The sequence below is a fragment of the Kribbella amoyensis genome (genome assembly GCF_007828865.1).
Classification (GTDB): domain Bacteria; phylum Actinomycetota; class Actinomycetes; order Propionibacteriales; family Kribbellaceae; genus Kribbella; species Kribbella amoyensis.
Window position 1 is genome coordinate 261189 of record NZ_VIVK01000001.1, and the last position, 20916, is coordinate 282104.

Here is a 20916-nt window from a genome sequence, read left to right on the forward strand (position 1 = left end):
GATTAGTACGGTCGCTGCTGCTGACCTGGCCCGTGCGGAGGTTGACCCGGCTGGCCCTGGTAGGGCTGGGTCGGCCACGGACCGGCCTGCTGTTGCGGCTGGCCGGGATAGCCGCCGTAGCGGTTCGGCGTGTCCTGGAGCTGCTGCGGGCGGCGCGTGTCGGAGACCCAGCGAGCGATCCCGGCGATGAGCAGGAGGACGCCGACGAAGATGAGCGAGCCATCGAAGAACAGGTAACCCGGAAGCGGTCTGCTGCCCGGGACCTTGAACAGCTCCATCAGGTCGAACGCGGTCCTCGGTGGCAGCAACTGGGTGGCCAGCCCGACCACGCCCATCAGCGCCCCGGCACCGACCAGGACACCGGCCCCGATCGGCCGCACCGCGACCAGCAGCCCGACGACCACGGCGACGGCCAGCAGGAGCGCGAGCCAGGGCAGGCTCTTGACCAGATCGGTCTCGAGTCGGACGGCGCGGGTCACGGCCAGCCGAGTCCCGGCGTACGAGACAGCGGTCGTCGCCACCCAGCCGGCCACGACACCGACGACCACACCGAGGAGCGGGTTCGGTTTGCTCATGCCGATGAGCGTAGACCGCCAGGCGGTCACGGGTCTGTCGGCGCGGTGAGGCGGCGAACTATGCTGCCTGGGCGCCTGACGGACACAGAGGAGTGGCATGTCGGATCCGAAAACCGAAGTTCAGCACGGTCTCGAGGGGGTCGTCGCGTTCGACACTCAGATCGCCGAGCCGGACAAGGAGGGGTCGGCACTGCGCTATCGCGGCGTCGACATCGAGGATCTGGTCGGCCGGGTGCCGTTCGAGAACGTCTGGGGCCTGCTGGTGGACGGCGCGTTCACCCCGGGCCTGCCGCCGGCCGAACCGTTCCCGCTGCCGGTACACACCGGTGACGTCCGGGTCGACGTGCAGTCCGCGCTCGCCATGCTCGCCCCGGCCTGGGGACTGCGGCCGCTGTACGACATCGACGACACGCAGGCCCGCGAGGACCTGTCCCGCGCCGCGGTGATGGCGCTGTCGTACGTCGCCCAGGCAGCTCGTGGCATCGGGCAACCAATGGTGCCGCAGCGCGAGGTGGACAAGGCGAAGACGATCACCGAGCGGTTCATGATCCGCTGGCGTGGTGAGCCCGACCCGAAGCATGTGCAGGCGGTCGACGCGTACTGGACGTCCGCGGCCGAGCACGGCATGAACGCCTCCACGTTCACCGCCCGGGTGATCGCCTCGACCGGTGCCGACGTCGCGGCCGCGCTGTCCGGTGCGGTCGGCGCGATGTCCGGCCCGCTGCACGGCGGCGCCCCGGCCCGGGTGCTGACGATGATCGAGGGTGTGGAGAAGAGCGGCGACGCCCGCGCGTACGTGAAGGGCCTGCTGGACCAGGGTGAGCGGCTGATGGGCTTCGGGCACCGGGTGTACCGGGCCGAAGATCCGCGGGCCCGGGTGCTGCGGCGGACGGCGCGGGAGCTGGGCGCACCGCGGTACGCAGTGGCCGAGGCGCTGGAGCAGGCCGCGCTGACCGAGCTGCGCGAGCGCCGGCCGGACCGGGTGCTGGAGACGAACGTCGAGTTCTGGGCCGCGATCGTGCTCGACTTCGCCGAGGTCCCGCCGCCGATGTTCACCTCCATGTTCACCTGTGCGCGGACCGCGGGCTGGAGCGCGCACGTGCTGGAGCAGAAGCGCACCGGCCGGCTGATCCGCCCGTCCGCGATCTACTCCGGCCCGGCGACCCGCCCGGCCACCTCGATCGAGGGCTGGAACCCGGACTGGGCCTGACGCCCCGCTTGCACCGGCCGGTCGCCACTCGGTGACCGGCCGGTGCGCTGTTTGTACTGCCGGCTGAAGTACGGCACGTCGGTGTACCCGAGCGCGGCCGCCGTCTGGGTCACGGTCATCCCGGTCTCGGTGAGCAGCTGGTGGGCCCGGTCGATGCGGGCCTGGATCACGTACTGCGCCGGGGACATGCCGTGCTGACCGACGAACCGCCGGGTGAACTGGGCCCGGGACAGCGCGGCGCTGCTAGCCATCTCGGCCACACTCCAGTCGCGGCCCGGGTCCTGCCGGATCAGCTGCGCCACCTCGTCGATCGCGGTGTCCGTCGCTCCCCTGCCGCCCCCGGTCGCGGCCTCCCAGAGACTGCACAGCAACTGCTCCAGACAGAGCTCGGCCTGTCGTCTTCCCAGCGCGTCCTCCCGCCGGTACGCCACGTCCGACGCCTTCGCGAGTGCGCCGAGCAGCACGCGATCCGCCACGTCGCACCAGCGGTCGGCCGGTACGACGGAACTCGGCGGCAGCGGGTCCTTCGGCCGGAAGTGCATCCCGAAGACGAGGAGACGGCGGCGCGGGTCGTGGTACGCGGAGGGCGCGTCGCCGGGCGCGAACACGGCGCAGGCCCCGGGAGCCAGCTCGCGCGTCCGGCCGTCGAGGTGCAGCCGGCCGATGCCGTCGAGCACGCACCAGAGCAGGTACTCGGACAACGGCTGCGACACCCAGGACCAGCCCGGCTCGCACCGCCAGAACGTCGGCGGTGACACCAGCTCGAGCGCGATCGGCTCACCCGCGGCCGGGCCGCGCGTCAAAAGCTCAACTCCATGCGTGCTTCCTCCGTCGCCCTGACAGCCTTGTCAACCTGACACTAGCTGTGGTGCTGAGCCGATGAGCAGGGTCTGGGCGGAGGTTGGGATGAGCGTTTCGTTCAAGCAGCAGTACGACGCCGACGGGTTCGTCCTGGTGCGTGGGCTGTTCGGTCCGGAGGAAATCGACCGGCTGCGGGAGCACTACATGGTGCTGCGCGGCCGCGGTTCGTACTCCGGTGACGACTCCGGTGTGGAGGTGGGCGGGCGGGATCCGCTGAAGCGGTACCCGCGGATGACGCACGTGCACCGCTGGGACGACCTGACGCTGCAGTGGCTCATCGACCAGCGGCTGGACGAGGTGATGACCGGCCTGCTCGGGACGTCGCCGTTCGCGGTGCAGACGATGATCTTCTTCAAGCCGCCGGGCTCCCGTGGCCAGGCGCTGCACCAGGACAACTTCTACCTGAAGGCCGAGCCCGGGACGTGCATCGCGGCGTGGATGGCGCTCGACCCGGTCGACGCCGAGAACGGCGGACTGCAGGTCGTTCCGGGCAGTCACCGGTGGCCGCTGCTGTGCACCGAGAAGGCCGACACGAAGGTCAGCTACACCGACGTCACGGTCCCGCTGCCGGACCCGGACGCCGCTGTGCTGGTGGAGATGCAGCCGGGTGACGTGCTGTTCTTCCACGGCGCGCTGGTCCACGGCAGCGCGCCGAACGTCACCCCCGACCGCTTCCGCCGCGCGCTGATCGGCCACTACATCCAGGGCGAGGCGGAGAAGGTCGCGGAGTACTACCACCCGGTGCTGCGGATGGACGGCAGCCACCTCGACCTCGGCGTCTCCGAAGGCGGCGGGCCGTGCGGCGAATGGGTCGACTCCCCCGACGGCCCGGTCGCCGTCCTCACCCGGAACCACACCGTCATCCGCAAACACGAGTAGCCCCGGCGCGGGTGCCGGTCAGTACTTGACGCGGTAGCGGGTGTGGGTGGCTTCGGGGGTGTCGATCACGCGGGTGACCTCCAGCTCGATCCGGTGCGGCAGGACGTCGAAGAGGCGGCGGCCCTGGCCGAGGAGTACCGGGATGTGGTGGAGCTGCAGTTCGTCGAGCACGCCCGCTTCGAGCGCTCGCTGAGCCGTGTACGCACCGTGCACTCCGACGTCGCGCCCGCCGGCGGCCTGCTTCGCGTACGCCATCGCACTCGCGATCCCGTCGGTGACGTACGTGACAGCCGGGTAGTCCGCCACCTCCGGAGGCGCCGGCCGGTGACTGACCACGACGATCGGTACGCCGTGGTGGTCGCCGCCGTAGTGGTCGACCTGCTCGGCGGTCCGCCGGCCGACGAGGACCGCGCCGGTCTCGTACATCTCGTCGTACAACTCCCCCGGCTCGCCACCCGGCCGGCCGAAGTCGCCCTCCGGGGTCTTGAACCACTCGTGCAACCGCATGAAGCCGTCCCCACCCGGGTTGCCGGGCTCGTCGTGCGGCGCCGCGATGAAGCCGTCGACCGAGATCGACATGAAGAGCACCGATGAACTCATCGTCCGTTCCTTCCCTCGACGGCACGGCCGACCGTGCCTCTTGCCCCTGCGTCGAAGAACGCCGGCCCGGTTCGACATCCGCTTCCCCCAGCTTCGCGCGGTGGCCGGGGAAACCAGTCGGGTGAGAGGTCCGCGAGGTGGGCCCGACCCGGGGCCCGACCGGACGTGTGGAACACTGGGGTGGTGCTGACAGCGTCGTCGGCCAGGATTTCCGCCAGACGACGAAGGGAAACCGCTGGTGACCAGCGACATCACGATCCCCGCAGAGCTCAAGCCCGCCGACGGACGGTTCGGTGCGGGTCCTTCCAAGGTGCGGCCGGAGGCGGTCCAGGCGCTCGCGTCCGAGGGCGCGAAGCTGCTCGGCACGTCGCACCGGCAGGCCCCGGTGAAGAACCTGGTGAAGCGCGTCCAGGACGGCGTCGCGGACCTCTTCCAGCTGCCCGACGGGTACCAGGTGGTGCTCGGCAACGGCGGCTCCACCGCGTTCTGGGACATCGCCACCTTCGGGCTGATCCGGGAGAAGAGCCAGCACCTGAGCTTCGGCGAGTTCTCCTCGAAGTTCGCGAAGGCCTCGCAGCAGGCGCCGCACCTGGGTGAGCCGACCGTGATCAAGGCCGAGCCGGGCACCCGTCCGGTCGCGGTCGCCGAGGCCGGCGTGGACCTGTACGCGTGGCCGCACAACGAGACGTCCACCGGCGTGATGGCGCCGGTCAAGCGGGTCGAGGGCGCCGACGAGGGCGCGCTGGTCGCGATCGACGCCACCTCGGGCGCCGGCGGCCTGCCGGTCGACCTGACCGAGGTCGACGCCTACTACTTCGCCCCGCAGAAGTGCTTCGCCTCCGACGGCGGGCTGTGGATCGCGGTGCTGTCGCCGGCCGCGCTGGCCCGGGTCGAGGAGATCACCGCGAGCGGCCGCTGGATCCCGGCGTTCCTGGACCTCGCGACCGCGATCGACAACTCGAGCAAGAACCAGACGTACAACACGCCGTCGCTGGCCACGCTGTTCCTGATGGCGGAGCAGACCGACTGGATCAACAGCCAGGGCGGTCTGGAGTGGAGCGTCGCCCGCACCACCGACTCCAGCAACCGGCTGTACACCTGGGCCGAGAAGTCCGACTACGCCACCCCGTACGTCGAGGACGCGGACGCCCGTTCGCTCGTGATCGGCACCATCGACCTGGACGACTCGATCGACGCCGCCGCGGTCGCGAAGACGCTGCGCGCCAACGGCATCGTCGACACCGAGCCGTACCGCAAGCTGGGCCGCAACCAGCTGCGGGTGGCGATGTTCCCGGCCGTGGACCCCGCCGACGTCGAGAAGCTCACCCAGGCGATCGACTACGTGGTCGACGCCCTCAACTGAGTCGGGCCGAGCAACTGGCCCAGTCGAAGCCCTCGCCTCCACCCGGAGCGCGAGGGCTTCGTCGTCTCCCGCGCGGGCGGGCCGCCACAGCGACCAGGCGGGCGCAGCGTCGATCCACCGGCGTAGGTGCGCGGACAGGCGGCTGAATCAGACCGGGGTGCGGCGACGACTGTGGGAGGTGGGCGGTGCTTGGCCGGTGAGGCGGTCGTTCTCGGCCTGGCGGTCCTGGCGTTCGCGGCGGCCCGGCGGGAACGTGACGACGGTGATGATCAACGCGAACAGGCCGGCGCCGATGACGATCCAGCGGAGGTTGTGGTTCTTCTTCGGCTCGGTGGTGTCGGCGGCGGCGGGTTTCGGGGTGGGCGTCGCCGAGGGCTGCGCGGCCGGCTTCCGGGCCGGGACCGGCATCTGGTAGACGGCCGAGTTCTGCCCTTCGCTGCCGACCAGCACGGACTTGCTGCCGGTCGGTCCGACGGCGACCGACTCCCCCTGGGCCAGGGGTGCGGCGGCCCGGGCGACCACGTTCGGCTTCTCGCCCCAGGCAACGGTGGCGATGTCGACGTACGTCCGCAGGACGACCTGCTTGCCGTCGGGCAGGAAGGTGCCGTCGGTGATCCCGGACGGCGCCTCGGCGATCTTGGTCAGGTCGTTGGTGCCCTCGCGGGACGATTCCTCGGGCGCCGCGTAGATGCCGCCCTTGCCGCGGGAGACCTTGGTGACGAAGTACAGCCGCCGGGTCTCCGGCTCCACCAGCAGCGTCTCGGCGTCGTGGGCGCCGTCGGGATAGGCGAAGTCGTACCGCCGGTACTTCACGCTCGACTGGTCCGTGAGCTCGTCCGGCTCGGGGATCGTGTAGACCTCGATCGTGTCCCGGGTGGACCGGTTGTCGCCGATGTCGGCGATGTAGATGGTGCCGTCCCGGTCGACCGAGATCGCCTCGACGTCCTTCACCGGCGCCTTGAACTCGAGCACCGCCTTGACCTTGCCGCTGGCGTTGATGCCGAACACCCGGGCGCTGTCACCGGAGTCGTTCACCGTCCACCAGATGCCCTCGTACTTCTGGCTCTTGGCCAGCCCGGAGGACTCGTCCACCCGCTGGTCCCGGATCGTGAACAGCTTCTTCGGTGCCGCCGGGGTCGGGTCCGCGGCGACGCCGGTCACCGCGGCCGTCGCCGGGCCGACCGGCAGCGCGGCCCCGGCCAGACTGAGCAGGGTCACCGCGGTCACGGTCAGGACTTTGCGCAGCAAGCTAGGACACCGCCTCGCGGTCGGGATCGAGGACCAGCGCCGCCAGCCGTGGCTCGACCTGCCACTCGCCGACCAGCGCTTCGTACTCCGCCCGGACCTCCGGCCCGGCGGTCGCTCCGGTCCGGGCGGCGCGGAGCAGCAGATTGCGGGGCGTGTGCTCACTGTCCACGAACTGCACCACCTCCACCCGGTAGCCGATCTGTCGGAGCACCGCCGCACGCAACGAATCCGTCAACATGTCGGCGAGCCGCTCCCGAACGATGCCATATCTCGTCAGCAGCCCGTACGGCGCCGGTGGTTCGACGCGCTTGAGCTGCTTCTGGATGTCGTGGTGGCAGCAAGGTGCCGCGAGCACCAAAGGTGCCTCCCACCCGACCGCGCGGGCGAGGGCGTCGTCCGTCGCCGTGTCGCAGGCGTGCAGGGCCAGCACCACGTCCGGCCGGGTGTCCACCTCGGCGTCGGCGATCGTCGCGTCGACGAACCGCAGGTGATCCTGCCAGCCGAGCGCGGTGACGCGCTTGGTGTTCCGCTCGCGGGCCGCCGGGTTGTGGTCGATCCCGGTCATCCGCACGTCGTGCCCGGCCGCGCTGAGCAGGTGGTACGCCGCGAGGGTGAGGTACGCGTTGCCGCAGCCGAGGTCGACCACGTGCAGCGGGTGGTCGGTGCCGATCCGGCCGGCCGCGATCGCCTCGTCCAGGGCCGGCGCGAGCAGCTTGCAGAACTCCTCGATCTGCTTGTACTTCGACTGCCGGGACGGCTTCACCCGGCCGTGGTGGTCGCTGATCCCGAGCTCGACCAGGAACGGCGCGGCCGGGTCGAGGATGCGCCGCTTGACCCGGTCGTGTCCCGTCTTCTGTTCCCGGGCGGCGTCCTCCCGGTGCAGCAGCAGCTTGCCCTTCTTGGTGTACCGCAGCCGCAGCGTCTCGGTCGTGGTCTCGACATGCCAGTTCCCGTACGCCGTCGCCAGCAGCTCGTCCACCGCCCCCTCGACCAAGCGCCCCGCTCCACCGGCCGAGCCGGCCTCCACGCCCGCCGACGGCTCCACGAACAGCCCGGACTCCCCGGCCGGAGCCTGCAGGCCGACGTTGCGGGTGTGCGCCTGGCGCTCGTCGAACTCGGTCACCTGCAGGTGACGGCCACCCTTGAGGTCGACATACCGCAGCTCCACGCGCTGGTACGCCGGGGCTTCCGCGCCGCGGCGGCGGCCGGAACCGACCGCCCGCACCAGGGTGTCCGGTGACAGCAGGGCAGCCCGGATCGCACCCCGTGGTCCGGACTCGTCGTCCGTCAGCTCCGGGGTGTCGCCCTGGTCCTGCTCCGTGTGCATCGCGCCATTGTCTCCGACCAGCGGACCGCGTCACAAAACGGTCTCGTTCCCGGCCACTTCGAGCGTGTCTGTGGAGCCCGGCCGGATGTCGCTGCCGGCCACCCGCACCGCTCCGCACCGTGATCATCGCCGGTCACCGGAGCTGCTCGTCCTCGCCGAGCAGGCCGAGGCTGCGCAGCCGCCGGGTGATCCCGCCCGGCTGGCGGCCGAGCGCGGCGACCAGCTCGTCCTTGCCCGCCTGGTTGGTGAACAGTTCGCGGAGCTGGTCCTCCTGCTCCTGGGTCCAGCCACGGTAGGCGTTCGGGTAGGTCTTGCGCGCCTCCTCGATCCGCCGGCCCATCGACCGGCCGGCCAGCACTTCGAGGGCGCGGATCCTGGCCTGGCGGTGCCGGCCCACCTCCTCGCCCTCCCGCCAGAAGACGACGACGCCGTCCTCGAACGACATCAGATCGGCTGGGACGTCGCAGTAGTCGCTGTCCTCGAGCATCACCCGCAGCATGGTCGAACCTCCGTCTCGGATCGGGCAACCGGCCGCCGTGGCCGGTCCCGGTTGGGTCTCAGCAGGGAAGATGCCGCGACCCGGGCCCGCTGCCGCCCACGACTTCCGCCGCTGTGGACAACTCGACGGACACCTCGACCGCAAAGAAGTTTTGCAAAACGTCTTTGCAAACTGCCTTTGCAGTCGTAGCCTCGTGGCATGAGCGAGAAGCCGGATCCGAACAAGTCCGTCCAGCTGGACGGACAACTGCTGCGCGCCCTGGCCCACCCGATGCGCAACCGCATCGTCGGACTGCTGCGGGTCCACGGCCCGCAGACGGCGACCACGCTGGCCGGCCGGCTCGGCGTGAACACCGGCGCCACCAGCTATCACCTCCGCCAGCTCGCCGAAGCGGGTCTGGTCGAGGAGGACGCGAGCCGCGGCAATGCCCGAGACCGGTGGTGGAAGGCGGCCCACCAGGGCACCGAGTACAACGCGGGTGAGCTGCTGCAGGACGAGCCCGAGCTCGCCCTCGGCTTCCTCCACAGCGTGGCCCAGACGTACGCGGAGAACATGTTCCGCGCGATCGACGGCTGGCAGACGCTCGACGACGAGTGGCGGGAGGCGACGTACCTCTCGGACTATGCGCTGCACCTGACCGCGGCTGAGCTGCAGGCGCTGACCGGCGAGCTGGAGGCTGTGCTTGCCAAGTACCGCTCCGATCTCACCAAGCCCGTTCCCGAGGGCGCCGCGATGGTCAGCGTCCAACTGCAGGCGTTCCGCCACGAACTGGGCTGAGCCCCGACCCCGACAGAACCCAGCCGAACGCTGCGCCGACGACGGCGACAGCGGATCCCCGTGCTGCCCACCGCCCGACCCAGCAGGAGCCGACATGCCCACACCACCCACCGGCACACCGGCCGGCCCAGCGCCGGTCGACCCAGCGCCGGCCACAGCCACCAGTACGCCGTACCGCGCGCCGCTGATCGCGTTCCTGGTGGCGAACGTGGTGTCGATCTGCGGTACCCGGGTCAGCGCGATCGCGATCCCCTGGTTCGTCCTGGTCAGTACCGGGTCACCGCTGAAGACCGGGCTGGTCGCGATGGCGGAGATGCTGCCGCTGGTCGTCTGCAAGGCGTTCGGTGGTCCGCTCATCGACCGGCTCGGGCCGAAACGGGTCAGCGTCAGCACCGACACCGCGAGTACCGTCGTGGTCGCGCTGATCCCGTTGCTCCACACACTCGGGGCACTCCCCTTCCCGGTCCTGCTCGGGATCGTCGCGGTCGCCGGCGCGCTGCGGGGTCCGGGTGATGCGGCGAAGGGCACGTTGATCCCCGACATCGCGGCCGCGGCCAAGGTCCCGCTGGAACGGGTCACCGGGTTGGAGAGTACGACCGAACGGCTGGCCGGGTTCATCGCGTTCGCGGTGGCCGGTGGACTGATCACGCTGGTCGGCGAGGTGAACGCACTGTGGATCGACGCGGCCTCGTTCGGGGTGTGCGCGCTGCTGATCCGTCGATGGGCGCCGGGTCAGCATCAGCGAAAACCCCACCAGGAGAACGAAGAAGAGGGCTACGGGCAACAACTGCTCGAGGGTTGGCGGTTCCTGCGGACCGACAAGCTGATGCTGCCGCTGGTGCTGATGATCGCCGTGACCAACTTGCTGGACGCCGCCATCGCCGCGGTCCTGCTCCCGGTCTGGATCAAGGAGCACGGGTACGGGCCGGGGCAGACCAGCCTGATCCTCACCTCGTTCGGCGTGACGGCGACCGCGTTCGCGCTGCTCGCGTCGGCCATCGGCCATCGGCTGCCGCGCAAGACGGTGTTCACGGTCGCCTTCCTGATCTGCGGGGCGCCGCGGTTCGTGGTGATGGCGTTCGACGCGCCGGTGTGGGGCGTCATGTTGGTGTGCGCCGTCGGCGGGATCGGGGCCGGGTTCATCAATCCCGTGCTCGGCGCGCTGTTCATCGAGCGGATCCCGCGTCCGTTGCTCGGCCGGGTGAACTCACTCGCGGACGCGGTCGCGTGGATCGGCGTACCGCTGGGCGGCGTGATCGCCGGCGCGGCCGTCACGGGGATAGGGCTGGCACCCGCGTTGCTGATCGGCGGCGCGGCGTACCTCGTCGCGACGATGGCGCCGCCGCTGATCGGCCGGCACGAGAACTGGGGCGGCGCCGGCGCTAAACCGACTCCGGCGGCCCAGGATCGACCGGCCCGGTCCCCCGCGACGAACCCCGCGACGAAGCATCCGCAGCCGACGGATCAGCCGACGAGGCGTCCGCAGCCGGAGGCTCGGCCGACACACCATCGGGCGACCGACCGTCAGCAGTCGCAGCATCAGCCGATCGGACGCTCGGAGGTTGGGGATCTGCAGTCCCCCGATCCGGCGAAGCCGGTTCAGGACCATCGGACGGAAGTTCCTTCGTAGCCTCGCCTTCCGGCTCGGAACCGGCCGCCTCCGCCTCGCGCCGCAGCCGATCCCGTTCCGCACCCAGCACGCCCAGCAGCGCGAGGTCCACGAACATCCCGAACACCGCCGCGAACTGCGTTCCCGCGAACTGGAACACCTGCGTCACCAGCAACGACGTCAGCACCGCGAGCTCGAAGAAGCGCACCGCCCGCGGCCGATCGCCCCGCCGCAACCGCAACCAGCCGCGCAGCGTGAACGTTGCCGACAGCAAGCTCCCGGCCAGCACCCCGAGGACCGGGAAGTCCGTGACCGACCGCCCGCCGTCCAGCCGTACCCACACCGCGACCAGCGGCGCGTGGATCGCCTGCGCGACCAGCACCCACACCGCGATCTTCGGCGCGATCGGCCGGGTCGCCACCCGGTCGAACCCGGCCTTCGCCGCCCGCCACGCCGCATCCACCGGCGCGGCCAGCTCCACCTCGTCGGGCGGTACCGCGCGCAGCAGCGACCGGGTCTCCGGCCAGCCCTGGATCGACGAGTCGACGAGCCGCAGTTGCGACGAGGCCTGCGCGAGGCGTCGCCGGGACAGGCCGCCGGCCACACCTTCGACGGTGTAGTCGACGACGTTGGCCAGCTCCTCGCGCGGGTCGATCGGGCGCCGGTTGCTGATCCACCGGCTGCCGAGCACGATCAGCACGAACACGACGTACACGATCGCCGCGGTCGGCTGGAAGAAGTAGTTGTTGTCCGAGGTGACGAACTTGCCCACCTCGTCGATGAACAGCCCGAATCCGACACCGCCGATCGCCGCCGCCGCGGGGCGCACCACCGGCCCGACGTACGCGAGCAGCAGATAGATCCCGACCAGCATGAGCAGGCCGCCGGGCAGGACGTGGGCGATGTGCAGCCCCTTGCCGCCGAGCTGCGGGTAGCCACTCAGGCTGAGGATGAGCCGGGTGATCAGCACCGTCGCCACGCCGGAGACCACGAACGTCGTCAGGTGCTCCCCGCCGTGCACGTTGCGCACCAGCCCGGCCCGCATCAGGTACGGCGAACGAGCGACGGAAGAGGTGGCCATGTCGCGACGGTACCCGGGTCGGCGTGGCCGGGCACAGACCCCCGGATTCTGATGGACTGTCGTCATGAATACGAATCCATCGCACCCGAGCGGCGGAAGGGCTGACGGATGAGGATCACCGGCATCGGCGTCGAGGTCGTCTCCGAACCGAAGCGGCACGCGGTCCGGGACGCGCTCCAGTTGCTCGACCGCAACGGCCGTACCCGGCTCGTGATCGAGACCGACGAGGGTGTCACCGGCGTCAGCGACACGTACTTCGGCCGGCTGGCGAGTTCGCCGGCGGTGCTCGGCCAGATCCTCACCGAGCAGCTCGGCCCCGCGATCGTCGGCGAGGACCCGGCCCTGATCCGGCAGATCCGGCAGAAGCTGCGAGCCCTGACCGACTACCAGGGCACCGCGGGACTCTCGACGTACGGCATCTCCGCGATCGACCTGGCGCTGTGGGACCTGCTCGGCAAGTCGCTGGACGCGCCGGTGTGGAAGCTGCTCGGGGCCCAGCGGACCGCGATCCCGGCGTACGCGATGGTCGGCTGGCTCGAGCTCGACGTGGCCGGGTTGGAGCAGGTTTCGGCGCGGGCGATGGAGCAGGGATTCCGCGGCGTGAAGATGAAGGTCGGCGGCGGGCCGTTGACCGAGGACGTCACCCGGATCAAGGCGGTCCGCGCCGTGATCGGTCCGGACGCGCCGTTGATGGTCGACGCGAACCAGGCGTTCGACTTCCACGAGGCGTTGCGGCGCGGCCGGGTGTACGAGGAGCTGGACTGCCGCTGGTTCGAGGAGCCGCTGCCCGCCGACGACACCGAGGGCCACATCCGGCTCGCGGACAAGCTCGACCTGCCGATCGCGACCGGCGAGAACCGGTACGGCCAGGCGGCGTTCCGGGATCTGGTCGCGGGCGGCGGGGTCGGCGTGATCCAGCCCGACCTACGCCGCGCCGGCGGTCTCACCGACTGCCTGGAGATCGGGTTGATGGCGGCCGGCTTCGGCATCCCGTACGCGTCGCACGGCGGCGGCGCGCACATCCACGTCCTGGCCGCGCTGCCGAACACCATCTACGTCGAGAGCGGCCTGCTCCCGTCCGACGGCCGAGTCGAACTCGTCGACGGCTGCTACCCGCTACCGCCCGGACCAGGGCTGTCGTCCTGGGACGGGTGAGGTCACCGCAGCAACGCGGCGACGACCACGATCGCGACCAGCGCCAGCAGTACGACAGAGGTGACGAGCCGTCGGGTCCGTGGGTCCACGGGGTCAGGCTAGGGCATGTCGACTCTCGGTAGCGGTGGGTGGTCAGGGCAGGCCGGGCAGGGTGACCAGGGGTTCGGGCCGGTGGACGCCGCGCGGCCGGTAGCCGACGGCGTCCGAGTAGCCGAGGTAGTCGGTCAGCAGCCAGATGATCGACAGCCACATCTCGGTACCCTGCAGCCCCGGGATCGACCGCTCGTCGGACCCGTCCGGCGCGAACGCGAACCCAGCTCCGTCCACCCAGCGCCCGAGGATCGCGGCCAGCTGCTCCTCGGCCCAGCGCCGGCCCTCCGCACGGCCGAAGTCGGTCTGCTTCCCGGCCAGCCAGAGCGGGTGGATCACGTCCAGCACATTGCACGAGTTGTACCCGTCGCCGCTGAACCGGGCCCGGTCCTGCGCGTGCGTCAGCGTGGTCGCGATCGCCTGCTCCGGGTACGGCAACGGCAGCCCGAACTGGGCGTACGTCCCCCGGGTCAGCCGGTAGAACCCGTTCACCACCTGGAGCCAGCCCTCGTCGGGATGCGGCCGGCCCCACATCCCCGACTTCGGGTCGACCCGGACGTGCAACCAGCCGAACAGGTTGGTCACATGGGTCTCGTCCAGCTCACCGTGGTCCACCAGGTTGCGCGCGAGCGCCGTCCCGAGCGCGTCGATCGAGGAGCCGGAACCCCAAGCTCGCTTGGTCCAGCCCAATCCGTCGAGCCGGGTGTTGGTGTGAGCCGTGTCGATCGGGTGCTCGAACCCACTGCCGAGGACCTGCAGGGCGTACCCGACGCAGAGCACGTGGTACGCCGCTTCGCCTTGCAACAGGTCGAGCTCGGAGAAGTCCAGGTCGGCCTCCGGGAACGCGAGGTCACCGGGCGCGACGAGTCCGGTCGCCGGATCCTGCCGAGCCCGGAGCCGCCCGATCAGGTCCTCGGTCCTGTGACCCGCCGGGGCGCGCCGGACCAGCAGATCCGCGATCTCGACGGCGTCGCACCACGGCCGGACCGCCGGTGTCAGGGCGATCCCCGGCCGGTCGACGAACCGCTCACCGTCGAAGCAGCGGGCCAGTACGTCGTCCACCTGCTCCCGCGCCTTCGCCGCGAACGCCGCGGCCCGCTCGGCCAGATCGGGCACTGCCTTCGCCTGACCGCTCATCGCAACCTGGATGGTGGCGGCCCCCGCGGGCGCTGTGGTCTCGCTGTCCGTGGACGGTTTGGTCGAGGGAGCCCGGCGGTCGCGGAGCTTGCGGGCCGGGTTGCCGGCGACGACGGACCAGGGCTCGACGTCCTTGGTGACCACCGCGCCGGCTCCGATGATGCTGTGCTCGCCGACCGTGACGCCGTCCAGCACGATCACGTTCGAGCCGATCCAGACGTCGTCGCCGACGGTGATGCCCTTCGCCGTGGTCGGCTGCCGGAAGATCGGCCGATCCGGCGCGGTGCCGTGGTTGAAGGCGAGGATCGAGGTGTGCGCGCCGATCCGGACGCCGTCGCCGATGGTGATCTTGCCGCGGACCACGGCGAACGGGTTCACCGTGGTGTCCGATCCGAGCGAGATCTCGCCGGTGACGTAGGCGTGCGCGGCGATGTACGACCGCTCCCCCATCCGCAGATCGTCGCAGAAGACGGCCGCCGTGGACGCGACGTACGCGCTGCCGGCCAGCTCGGTCTTGCCGTGCTCGGCCAGCTCCCGGTGCCGGACCGCCTGGTACGCGCGATCCGCCTCCGAACCGGTCCGGGCGTACTCCCAGGGGAAGAAGTCGAGACGTTCGACGGGCTGTCCTGCGTCTTCTGCGGCCATGGGATAACGCTATCCAAGACTGGTGGTGGTTGCCCATGACCGGCCCGTCGAGTGAGACCGCTGCTAGCCTTCGGGCCATGCGGGGCGGGAGCGAGCGATGACGGCACCCGGATCGGTGAACGGCGGCGAGACCGCCGGCGACGGTCCGGCGACCGCCGCTGCCCCCACCGGAGAACCCGCCGAAAAACCCGCCGGATCCGCCACGAACGGGACCGGTACGACGGACGCGCCGGTCTCCGTGGAGGGCCCCGGGGAGAGCCCGGTGGACAGCCCCGCGGCCGGGACCGGGCGGCGGGGGCACCGGGTGACGATCAGCGACCTGGCCCGCCGGCTGGACATCTCGAAGGCGTCCGTGTCGTACGCACTGAACGGCCGCGCCGGGGTCAGCGAGGAGACCCGGCGCCGGGTGCTCAGCCTGGCCGAGGAGCTCGGCTTCCACCCGAACTCGGCCGCCGTCGCACTGTCGGCCAGCCGGACCCGGACGATCGGGATCGTGATCGCCCGGGACCCGGCGCTGATCTCGACCGAGGCGTTCTACATGCGGACGCTGGTCGGCATCGAGCAGTACCTGAACGAGGTCGACTCGTCCTTGCTGCTGCGGCTGACCGGCGAGCAGGGCGAGGACCTGGACGTGCTGCGCCGTTGGAGCCGGCAGGGCCGGGTGGACGGGTTCATCCTGTTCGACGAGCACGACGACGATCCACGGGTCGCGACACTGCGGGAGCTCGGCATGCCGTGCGTCGTGGTCAGTTCGAACGCCCCGCTGGACGGGGTCGGCCGGTTGATCAGCTCGCCCGAGGAGACGGTGACGCTGCTGCTCGACCACCTGACCGAGCTGGGGCATCGCGACATCGCGCACGTGAGCGGGCCGTTCACGTTCGTGCACGAGCAGCTCCGGGTGCAATTGCTGCAGGAGCACGCTCGGCACCGCGGTCTGCGGATCACGCACCACGAGGGCAGCTACCGGTACGAGGACGGCGCCGAGATCACCCGGCGGGTGCTGGCCGCCGAGGACCGGCCGACCGCGGTCGTGCTCGGCAACGACCTGATGGCGGTGGCCGCGTTGCGGGTGGCGACCGAGCTCGGCTGGTCCGTGCCGGAAGAGGTGTCGATCGTGGCGTGGGACGACTCGCCGTTGTGCGAGCTGGCCCGGCCGGGGATCACGGCGGTCGACCAGAAGACGATGGAACGCGGCCGGGCCGCCGCCGATCTGCTGTTCCGGATCATCGCCGGCGAGGAGGGCCTGCACCTCGACGCCCCACCCGGCGAGCTCCGCCCCCGGGAATCCACCGGTCCCGCCCCCGCCCGTCCGTAGCCGAAGCGCGACGCTCGGGATCCGAAGCCGTCAAGCCGCAACGCAGCCGCGATCCAAGCCTGCGCAGTTGTGCGCGAAGCTGCCGGTAACCCACAAGATGTGGGGTTCGAGATCACGAGGCCGTAACGAACCAGGCCAGTCTGAACCGGTTCGGGTTTACGAACTTAACCGGTTAGGCCAGTCTGGGCCCATACACACCAGCCTCCGCTGTCCGCCGGAGGCTCGATGGGACGAGGGAGTCCGACGTGAGACTGCGTTCGCTTGTAGCCGCAGTAGCGGTGTCCGCTCTGGGAATCAGCCTGGCCGCCTGCGGTGGCGACGACTCGGGCGACTCCTCTGGCGGTGGCAGTGGTGGAGATGCGACGTTGACCTACTGGGCCAGCAACCAGGGCACCAGCCTGGACAACGACAAGCAGGTGCTGACCCCGGTACTGGAGAAGTTCACCCAGGAGACCGGCGTCAAGGTCAACCTCGAGGTGATCGGCTGGAACGACCTGCAGACCCGGATCCAGACCGCGATCACCTCCGGCCAGGCCCCGGACGTGGTCAACATCGGCAACACCTGGGCCGCCTCGCTGCAGGCCACCGACGCGTTCCTGCCGTTCGACGGCGACGCGATGACCGCCATCGGCGGCAAGGACAAGTTCGTGCCGACGGCTCTGGCGACCGGCGGCAAGGAGGGTACCGACCCGACGTCCGTCCCGCTCTACGGTCTGGCCTACGGCCTGTACTACAACAAGGCGATGTTCGCGGCCGCCGGACTGCAGCCGCCGAAGACCTGGGAAGAGATGGTGACCGCGGCCCAGAAGCTGACCAACCCCGCGAAGAACCAGTGGGGGATGGCCCTCGCGGCCGGCAGCTACACCGAGAACGTGCACTTCGCGTTCATCAACGCCGCGCAGAACAAGGCCGACTGGTTCGACGCCGACGGCAAGCCGACCTTCACCGGGGACGGCAACGTGCAGGGCGTGCTGCGGTACCTCGACCTGATGCAGAAGGACAAGGTCGCGAACCCGTCGAACGCGCAGTACGACAACGGCACCAAGTCGGTGAACGACTTCGCCACCAAGAAGGTCGCGATGGTGATCAACCAGAACAACGCCGACTCCTCGATCGTTGCCAACGGCATGAAGGCCGGCGAGTACGGCGTCGTCCCGTTCCCGGCGCCCGCCGGTGGTGAGCCGGTGGCCAGCCACGTGGCCGGGATCAACCTGTCGATCTTCAAGAACACCAAGAACAAGGACGCGGCGCTGAAGTTCGTCAAGTACATGACCGACGCGCCGACCCAGACCACGCTGGGCAAGCCGTTCGCGTCGCTGCCGGTGCTGAAGGACGCGAAGCCGGTGTTCACCACCGACGCGACCGAGGCCGCGACCTTCCAGGACGTCTACAACAACAAGTCCAAGCCGCTGCCGCTGGTACCGGCCGAGGACCAGTACGAGTCCACCGTGGGCAAGGCGATGAACGCGATGTTCGCCAAGATCGCGACCGGCGGCACGGTCACCGCCGACGACGTGAAGGCCGCGCTGAAGACGGCCGAGGACCAGGTCGCCGCGGGCGGCTGATCCCGGAAGGTGGCCCGGGACCCCGTGCCCGGGCCACCTTCCCGCCGTCCACCCCGCGATCCCCGAACAGGAGCGACCGATGTCCGTCGCCACGTCCGATGCGCCCACCGGCGCGGCCGCCGAACCGGCCGCGAAGAAGAAGCGGCGCGGCGGCCCGGACCGCCGTCCTGGCCTGAGCCGGAAACTGCCGTACCTCTTGCTGGCCCCGGCCGTCCTGCTGGAACTGCTGATCCACATCATCCCGATGCTGGTCGGGATCTGGATGAGTTTCGTCAAGCTCACCAAGTTCTTCATCGCCAACTGGTCCGCGGCGCCGTGGGCCGGGCTGAACAACTACAAGGTCGCGCTCGACTTCGACCACGCGGTCGGCGAGGGCCTGCTGAAGTCGTTCGGCGTCACCGTCGCCTTCTCCCTCGCCACGGTCGCGCTGTCCTGGATCCTCGGGATGGCCGCGGCGGTCGCGCTGCAGCCGACGTTCCGCGGCCGGGGCGTGGTCCGGACGTTCTTCCTGGTGCCGTACGCGCTGCCGGCGTACGCGGGCATCCTGACCTGGAACTTCATGCTGCAGCGCGACACCGGGGTGGTGAACCACATCTTGGCGGACAACCTGGGCCTGAGTTCCGACCGGCCGTTCTGGCTGATCGGCGGCAACGCGCTGGTCTCGCTGATCACGGTCGCGGTGTGGAAGCTGTGGACGTTCGCGTTCCTCACCTTGATGGCCGGGCTGCAGAGCATCCCGCGGGACCTGTACGAGGCCGCTTCGGTCGACGGCGCGGGCAACGTGCGGCAGTGGCGCAACATCACCCTGCCGTCGCTGCGGCCGGTGAACCTGGTCCTCCTGCTCGTGCTGTTCCTGTGGACGTTCAGCGACTTCAACACGCCGTACGTGTTGTTCGGTACCGCCCAGCCGCCCGCGGGTGACCTGATGGCCTTCCACATCTACAACGCGTCCTTCCTGACCTGGAACTTCGGGTCGGGCGCCGCGATGTCCGTGCTGCTGCTGATCTTCCTGATGATCGTCACCGGCATTTACCTTCTCGTCACCGGCCGGAGGTCGCGTCGTGCGTGACACCAAGGGATTCAAGATCTACCGGGCCGTCGTGCTGACCGTGCTCGGGTTGTTCGTCCTCGTCCCGCTGTACGTGATGGTGACGTCGTCGCTGAAGCCGCTGAGCGACGTCCAGGGCGCGTTCACCTGGTGGCCGTCGAACCTCACCCTCGAGCCGTTCGTCGAGATGTGGAAGACGGTCCCGCTGGCCCGGTACTTCGTGAACAGCACGATCGTCTCGGTGGTCGCGACGGTGTTCTCGGTCCTGATCGCGATCGTGGCCGCGTTCGCGGTGTCGCGGTTCCGGTTCCGCGGCCGGACCTTGTTCAGCACCACCGTGCTGTCGACGCAGATGTTCCCGGGTGTGCTGTTCCTGTTGCCGTTGTTCCTGATCTTCGTCAACATCAACAACTCCACCGGGCTGCAGCTGGTCGGTACCCGGCTCGGGTTGATCATCACGTACCTGACCTTCAGCCTGCCGTTCTCGATCTGGATGCTGGCCGGGTACTTCGACAGCATCCCGCGCGAGCTGGACGAGGCTGCCCTGGTCGACGGCTGCGGACCGCTCGGCGCCCTCACCCGGGTCGTCCTCCCGGCCGCGCGCCCCGGCGTGATCGCGGTCGCCATCTACTCGTTCATGACCGCATGGGGCGAGGTGTTGTTCGCCTCGGTGATGACGACAGAGGCCAACCGAACTCTGTCGGTCGGATTGCGGCAGTACTCGACGCAGACCAATATCTACTGGAACCAGATCATGGCCGCGGCCCTGATCGTCAGCATTCCGGTCGTCATCGGCTTCCTGCTGGCCCAGCGCCACTTCGTCGCCGGCGTCACCGCGGGCGCCGTCAAGTAGCCGTCACCCTGAGTCCTGGTAGCCGAAGCGCCCGGTCCCCCGGATCTCTCCGGGGGCCGGGCGCTTCGCAACGCTTGCTCAGTAAGCCGACGGACCGTAGATGTTCACCGCGGTGGAGTAGCTCGACACGTACCGGCCGTTCTTCCCGACCTTCGCACCGCTCACCCCGTGGATCGAGACCCGGTAGCCACCGAACCTGGCGTCCTTGACGGTGCTGGGACCGCCGTCCTCCTGGCCCGCGTGCTGCCCGGTGAACCCGATGATCTGCTGGCGGACCGCGGCGTCCGTGATCGCCAGTGACAGCACGGCCGGCAGGCCACCCTTCAGCGTGGCGAACGCCTCGCCAGGTCCCTGCAGGTAGTCGCCCGCGCCGCCGGCGCGCCCGCCGACGTCGATGTTCTCGACGGCGTTCTTCTTGGTGTAGTCGCGGTCGATGCCGACCTCCAGCTTGCCCTTCACGCACTCGATCCCGAGAACCCGGTCCTCCTTGCAGGTGTAGCCCTGGGCCCGCAGCGTCCGGACCAGCCCGTCGACCGTGACGCCGGGAAAGCAACCGTCGCACTCGGCCGCAACGGGCGAAGAACTCGGCGGCGAGCTGGGACTGCCACTCGTCGTCGGCGGACCGGCCGGCTGCGTCGTCGCGTCGTTGGCCGGCTGCGTCGCGTCGTTCGCCGGCTGGGTCGCGGCCGGCCGGGTCGCGTCGCCCGCGGTGTCGTCGGAGCCACCGCTGAAGCGGCTGACCACGAAGACGCCGGTCCCGATCAGCAGCAGCGTACCGAACACCCCGACCAGGATCGCCGCGACCTTGTTCGGCCCCCGCGGCGGTGGCGGCGGATAACCGCCGTACTGCGGCTGTCCGTACTGCGGCTGTCCCTGCTGGGGCCCGCCCGGGTACCCGCTCTGCTGGTTGCTCACAGCCACAATGTAGCCAGCTCACATCACAGTCTCGTCCTGATCGAAGCGAGCCGGACCGCCAGCACTCACCAAACCACCGGTCGTGGCCAGGACGCCGCCTGCGCTCGCGGGACAGAACGCTATCAGGTGAGGTTGAGGAGTGCTGGCGGTCCGCACTAGCGTCG

18 protein-coding genes are annotated in these 20916 nt (G+C 70.1%); 10 read left to right on the forward strand and 8 right to left on the reverse strand.

Going from position 1 to position 20916, the window contains the following annotated elements; translation table 11 throughout:
• Nucleotides 1-2: 2 nt before the first annotated feature.
• On the reverse strand, nt 3-575 hold the full coding sequence (locus FB561_RS01310) for a hypothetical protein (RefSeq protein ID WP_145802130.1): 573 nt from the start codon (nt 573-575) through the stop codon (nt 3-5).
• A 97-nt stretch (nt 576-672) separates the two neighbouring features.
• Here FB561_RS01310 and FB561_RS01315 point away from each other — a divergent pair, with 97 nt between their 5' ends.
• A complete protein-coding gene (locus tag FB561_RS01315) occupies nt 673-1785 on the forward strand; it encodes a citrate synthase 2 (RefSeq protein WP_145802132.1) in 1113 nt (370 codons plus the stop codon).
• On the opposite strand, the gene FB561_RS01320 is transcribed toward FB561_RS01315, so the two are convergent.
• Complete coding sequence (locus FB561_RS01320; protein WP_145802134.1) at nt 1722-2588, reverse strand: AraC family transcriptional regulator; 867 nt, start codon at nt 2586-2588, stop codon at nt 1722-1724. The genes FB561_RS01315 and FB561_RS01320 overlap by 64 nt on opposite strands.
• Nucleotides 2589-2691: 103 nt before the next feature.
• On the opposite strand from FB561_RS01320, the gene FB561_RS01325 reads away from it, so the two are divergent.
• On the forward strand, nt 2692-3525 hold the full coding sequence (locus FB561_RS01325; RefSeq protein ID WP_145802135.1) for a phytanoyl-CoA dioxygenase family protein: 834 nt from the start codon (nt 2692-2694) through the stop codon (nt 3523-3525).
• A gap of 18 nt (nt 3526-3543) precedes the next feature.
• Here the strand turns inward: FB561_RS01325 and FB561_RS01330 are convergent, their stop codons facing one another.
• Nucleotides 3544-4125, reverse strand: coding sequence for a dihydrofolate reductase family protein (locus tag FB561_RS01330; protein ID WP_145802137.1), 582 nt, complete (start codon nt 4123-4125; stop codon nt 3544-3546).
• 238 nt (nt 4126-4363) lie between these two features.
• Here FB561_RS01330 and serC point away from each other — a divergent pair, with 238 nt between their 5' ends.
• The gene (serC, locus tag FB561_RS01335; RefSeq protein WP_145802139.1) at nt 4364-5488 is read left to right on the forward strand and encodes a phosphoserine transaminase; all 1125 of its coding nucleotides are present in this window, start codon (nt 4364-4366) and stop codon (nt 5486-5488) included.
• Between the two features lie 147 nt (nt 5489-5635).
• On the opposite strand, the gene FB561_RS01340 is transcribed toward serC, so the two are convergent.
• From FB561_RS01340 to FB561_RS01350, 3 genes are all read right to left on the reverse strand, one after another.
• Nucleotides 5636-6715: an SdiA-regulated/phytase-like domain-containing protein gene (locus FB561_RS01340; protein WP_238334604.1), complete on the reverse strand. Its 1080-nt coding sequence runs from the start codon at nt 6713-6715 to the stop codon at nt 5636-5638.
• 22 nt (nt 6716-6737) lie between these two features.
• On the reverse strand, nt 6738-8063 hold the full coding sequence (locus FB561_RS01345; RefSeq protein ID WP_145802141.1) for a class I SAM-dependent methyltransferase: 1326 nt from the start codon (nt 8061-8063) through the stop codon (nt 6738-6740).
• Between the two features lie 133 nt (nt 8064-8196).
• Entirely contained in the window at nt 8197-8562 is a 366-nt protein-coding gene (locus tag FB561_RS01350) for a hypothetical protein (protein ID WP_145802143.1), read from the reverse strand.
• Between the two features lie 198 nt (nt 8563-8760).
• On the opposite strand from FB561_RS01350, the gene FB561_RS01355 reads away from it, so the two are divergent.
• From FB561_RS01355 to FB561_RS01370, 3 genes are all read left to right on the forward strand, one after another.
• Nucleotides 8761-9339 carry a helix-turn-helix domain-containing protein gene (locus FB561_RS01355; RefSeq protein ID WP_145802145.1) on the forward strand — a complete coding sequence of 193 codons (579 nt, stop codon included), beginning with the start codon at nt 8761-8763 and terminating at the stop codon, nt 9337-9339.
• Nucleotides 9340-9433: 94 nt separating this feature from the next.
• Entirely contained in the window at nt 9434-10969 is a 1536-nt protein-coding gene (locus tag FB561_RS01360; RefSeq protein WP_145802147.1) for an MFS transporter, read from the forward strand.
• A gap of 1168 nt (nt 10970-12137) precedes the next feature.
• Complete coding sequence (locus tag FB561_RS01370; protein WP_145802149.1) at nt 12138-13184, forward strand: mandelate racemase/muconate lactonizing enzyme family protein; 1047 nt, start codon at nt 12138-12140, stop codon at nt 13182-13184.
• 132 nt (nt 13185-13316) lie between these two features.
• On the opposite strand, the gene FB561_RS01375 is transcribed toward FB561_RS01370, so the two are convergent.
• Nucleotides 13317-15056: an acyltransferase gene (locus FB561_RS01375; RefSeq protein WP_145802151.1), complete on the reverse strand. Its 1740-nt coding sequence runs from the start codon at nt 15054-15056 to the stop codon at nt 13317-13319.
• A 97-nt stretch (nt 15057-15153) separates the two neighbouring features.
• On the opposite strand from FB561_RS01375, the gene FB561_RS01380 reads away from it, so the two are divergent.
• The 4 genes from FB561_RS01380 to FB561_RS01395 all read left to right on the forward strand — a co-directional run bounded on the left by FB561_RS01380 (nt 15154) and on the right by FB561_RS01395 (nt 19837).
• Nucleotides 15154-16371, forward strand: coding sequence for a LacI family DNA-binding transcriptional regulator (locus FB561_RS01380; RefSeq protein ID WP_145802160.1), 1218 nt, complete (start codon nt 15154-15156; stop codon nt 16369-16371).
• 245 nt (nt 16372-16616) lie between these two features.
• Entirely contained in the window at nt 16617-17936 is a 1320-nt protein-coding gene (locus tag FB561_RS01385) for an ABC transporter substrate-binding protein (protein WP_145802168.1), read from the forward strand.
• 79 nt (nt 17937-18015) lie between these two features.
• Nucleotides 18016-19005: a carbohydrate ABC transporter permease gene (locus FB561_RS01390; protein ID WP_145802176.1), complete on the forward strand. Its 990-nt coding sequence runs from the start codon at nt 18016-18018 to the stop codon at nt 19003-19005.
• On the forward strand, nt 18998-19837 hold the full coding sequence (locus FB561_RS01395; RefSeq protein ID WP_145802184.1) for a carbohydrate ABC transporter permease: 840 nt from the start codon (nt 18998-19000) through the stop codon (nt 19835-19837). Before FB561_RS01390 ends, FB561_RS01395 begins: the two co-directional genes overlap by 8 nt.
• A 78-nt stretch (nt 19838-19915) precedes the next feature.
• Here FB561_RS01395 and FB561_RS01400 read toward each other — a convergent pair whose 3' ends face one another.
• Nucleotides 19916-20752 (reverse strand): hypothetical protein, encoded by an 837-nt coding sequence (locus FB561_RS01400; RefSeq protein WP_145802190.1) that lies wholly within the window; start codon nt 20750-20752, stop codon nt 19916-19918.
• Nucleotides 20753-20916 lie beyond the last annotated feature (164 nt).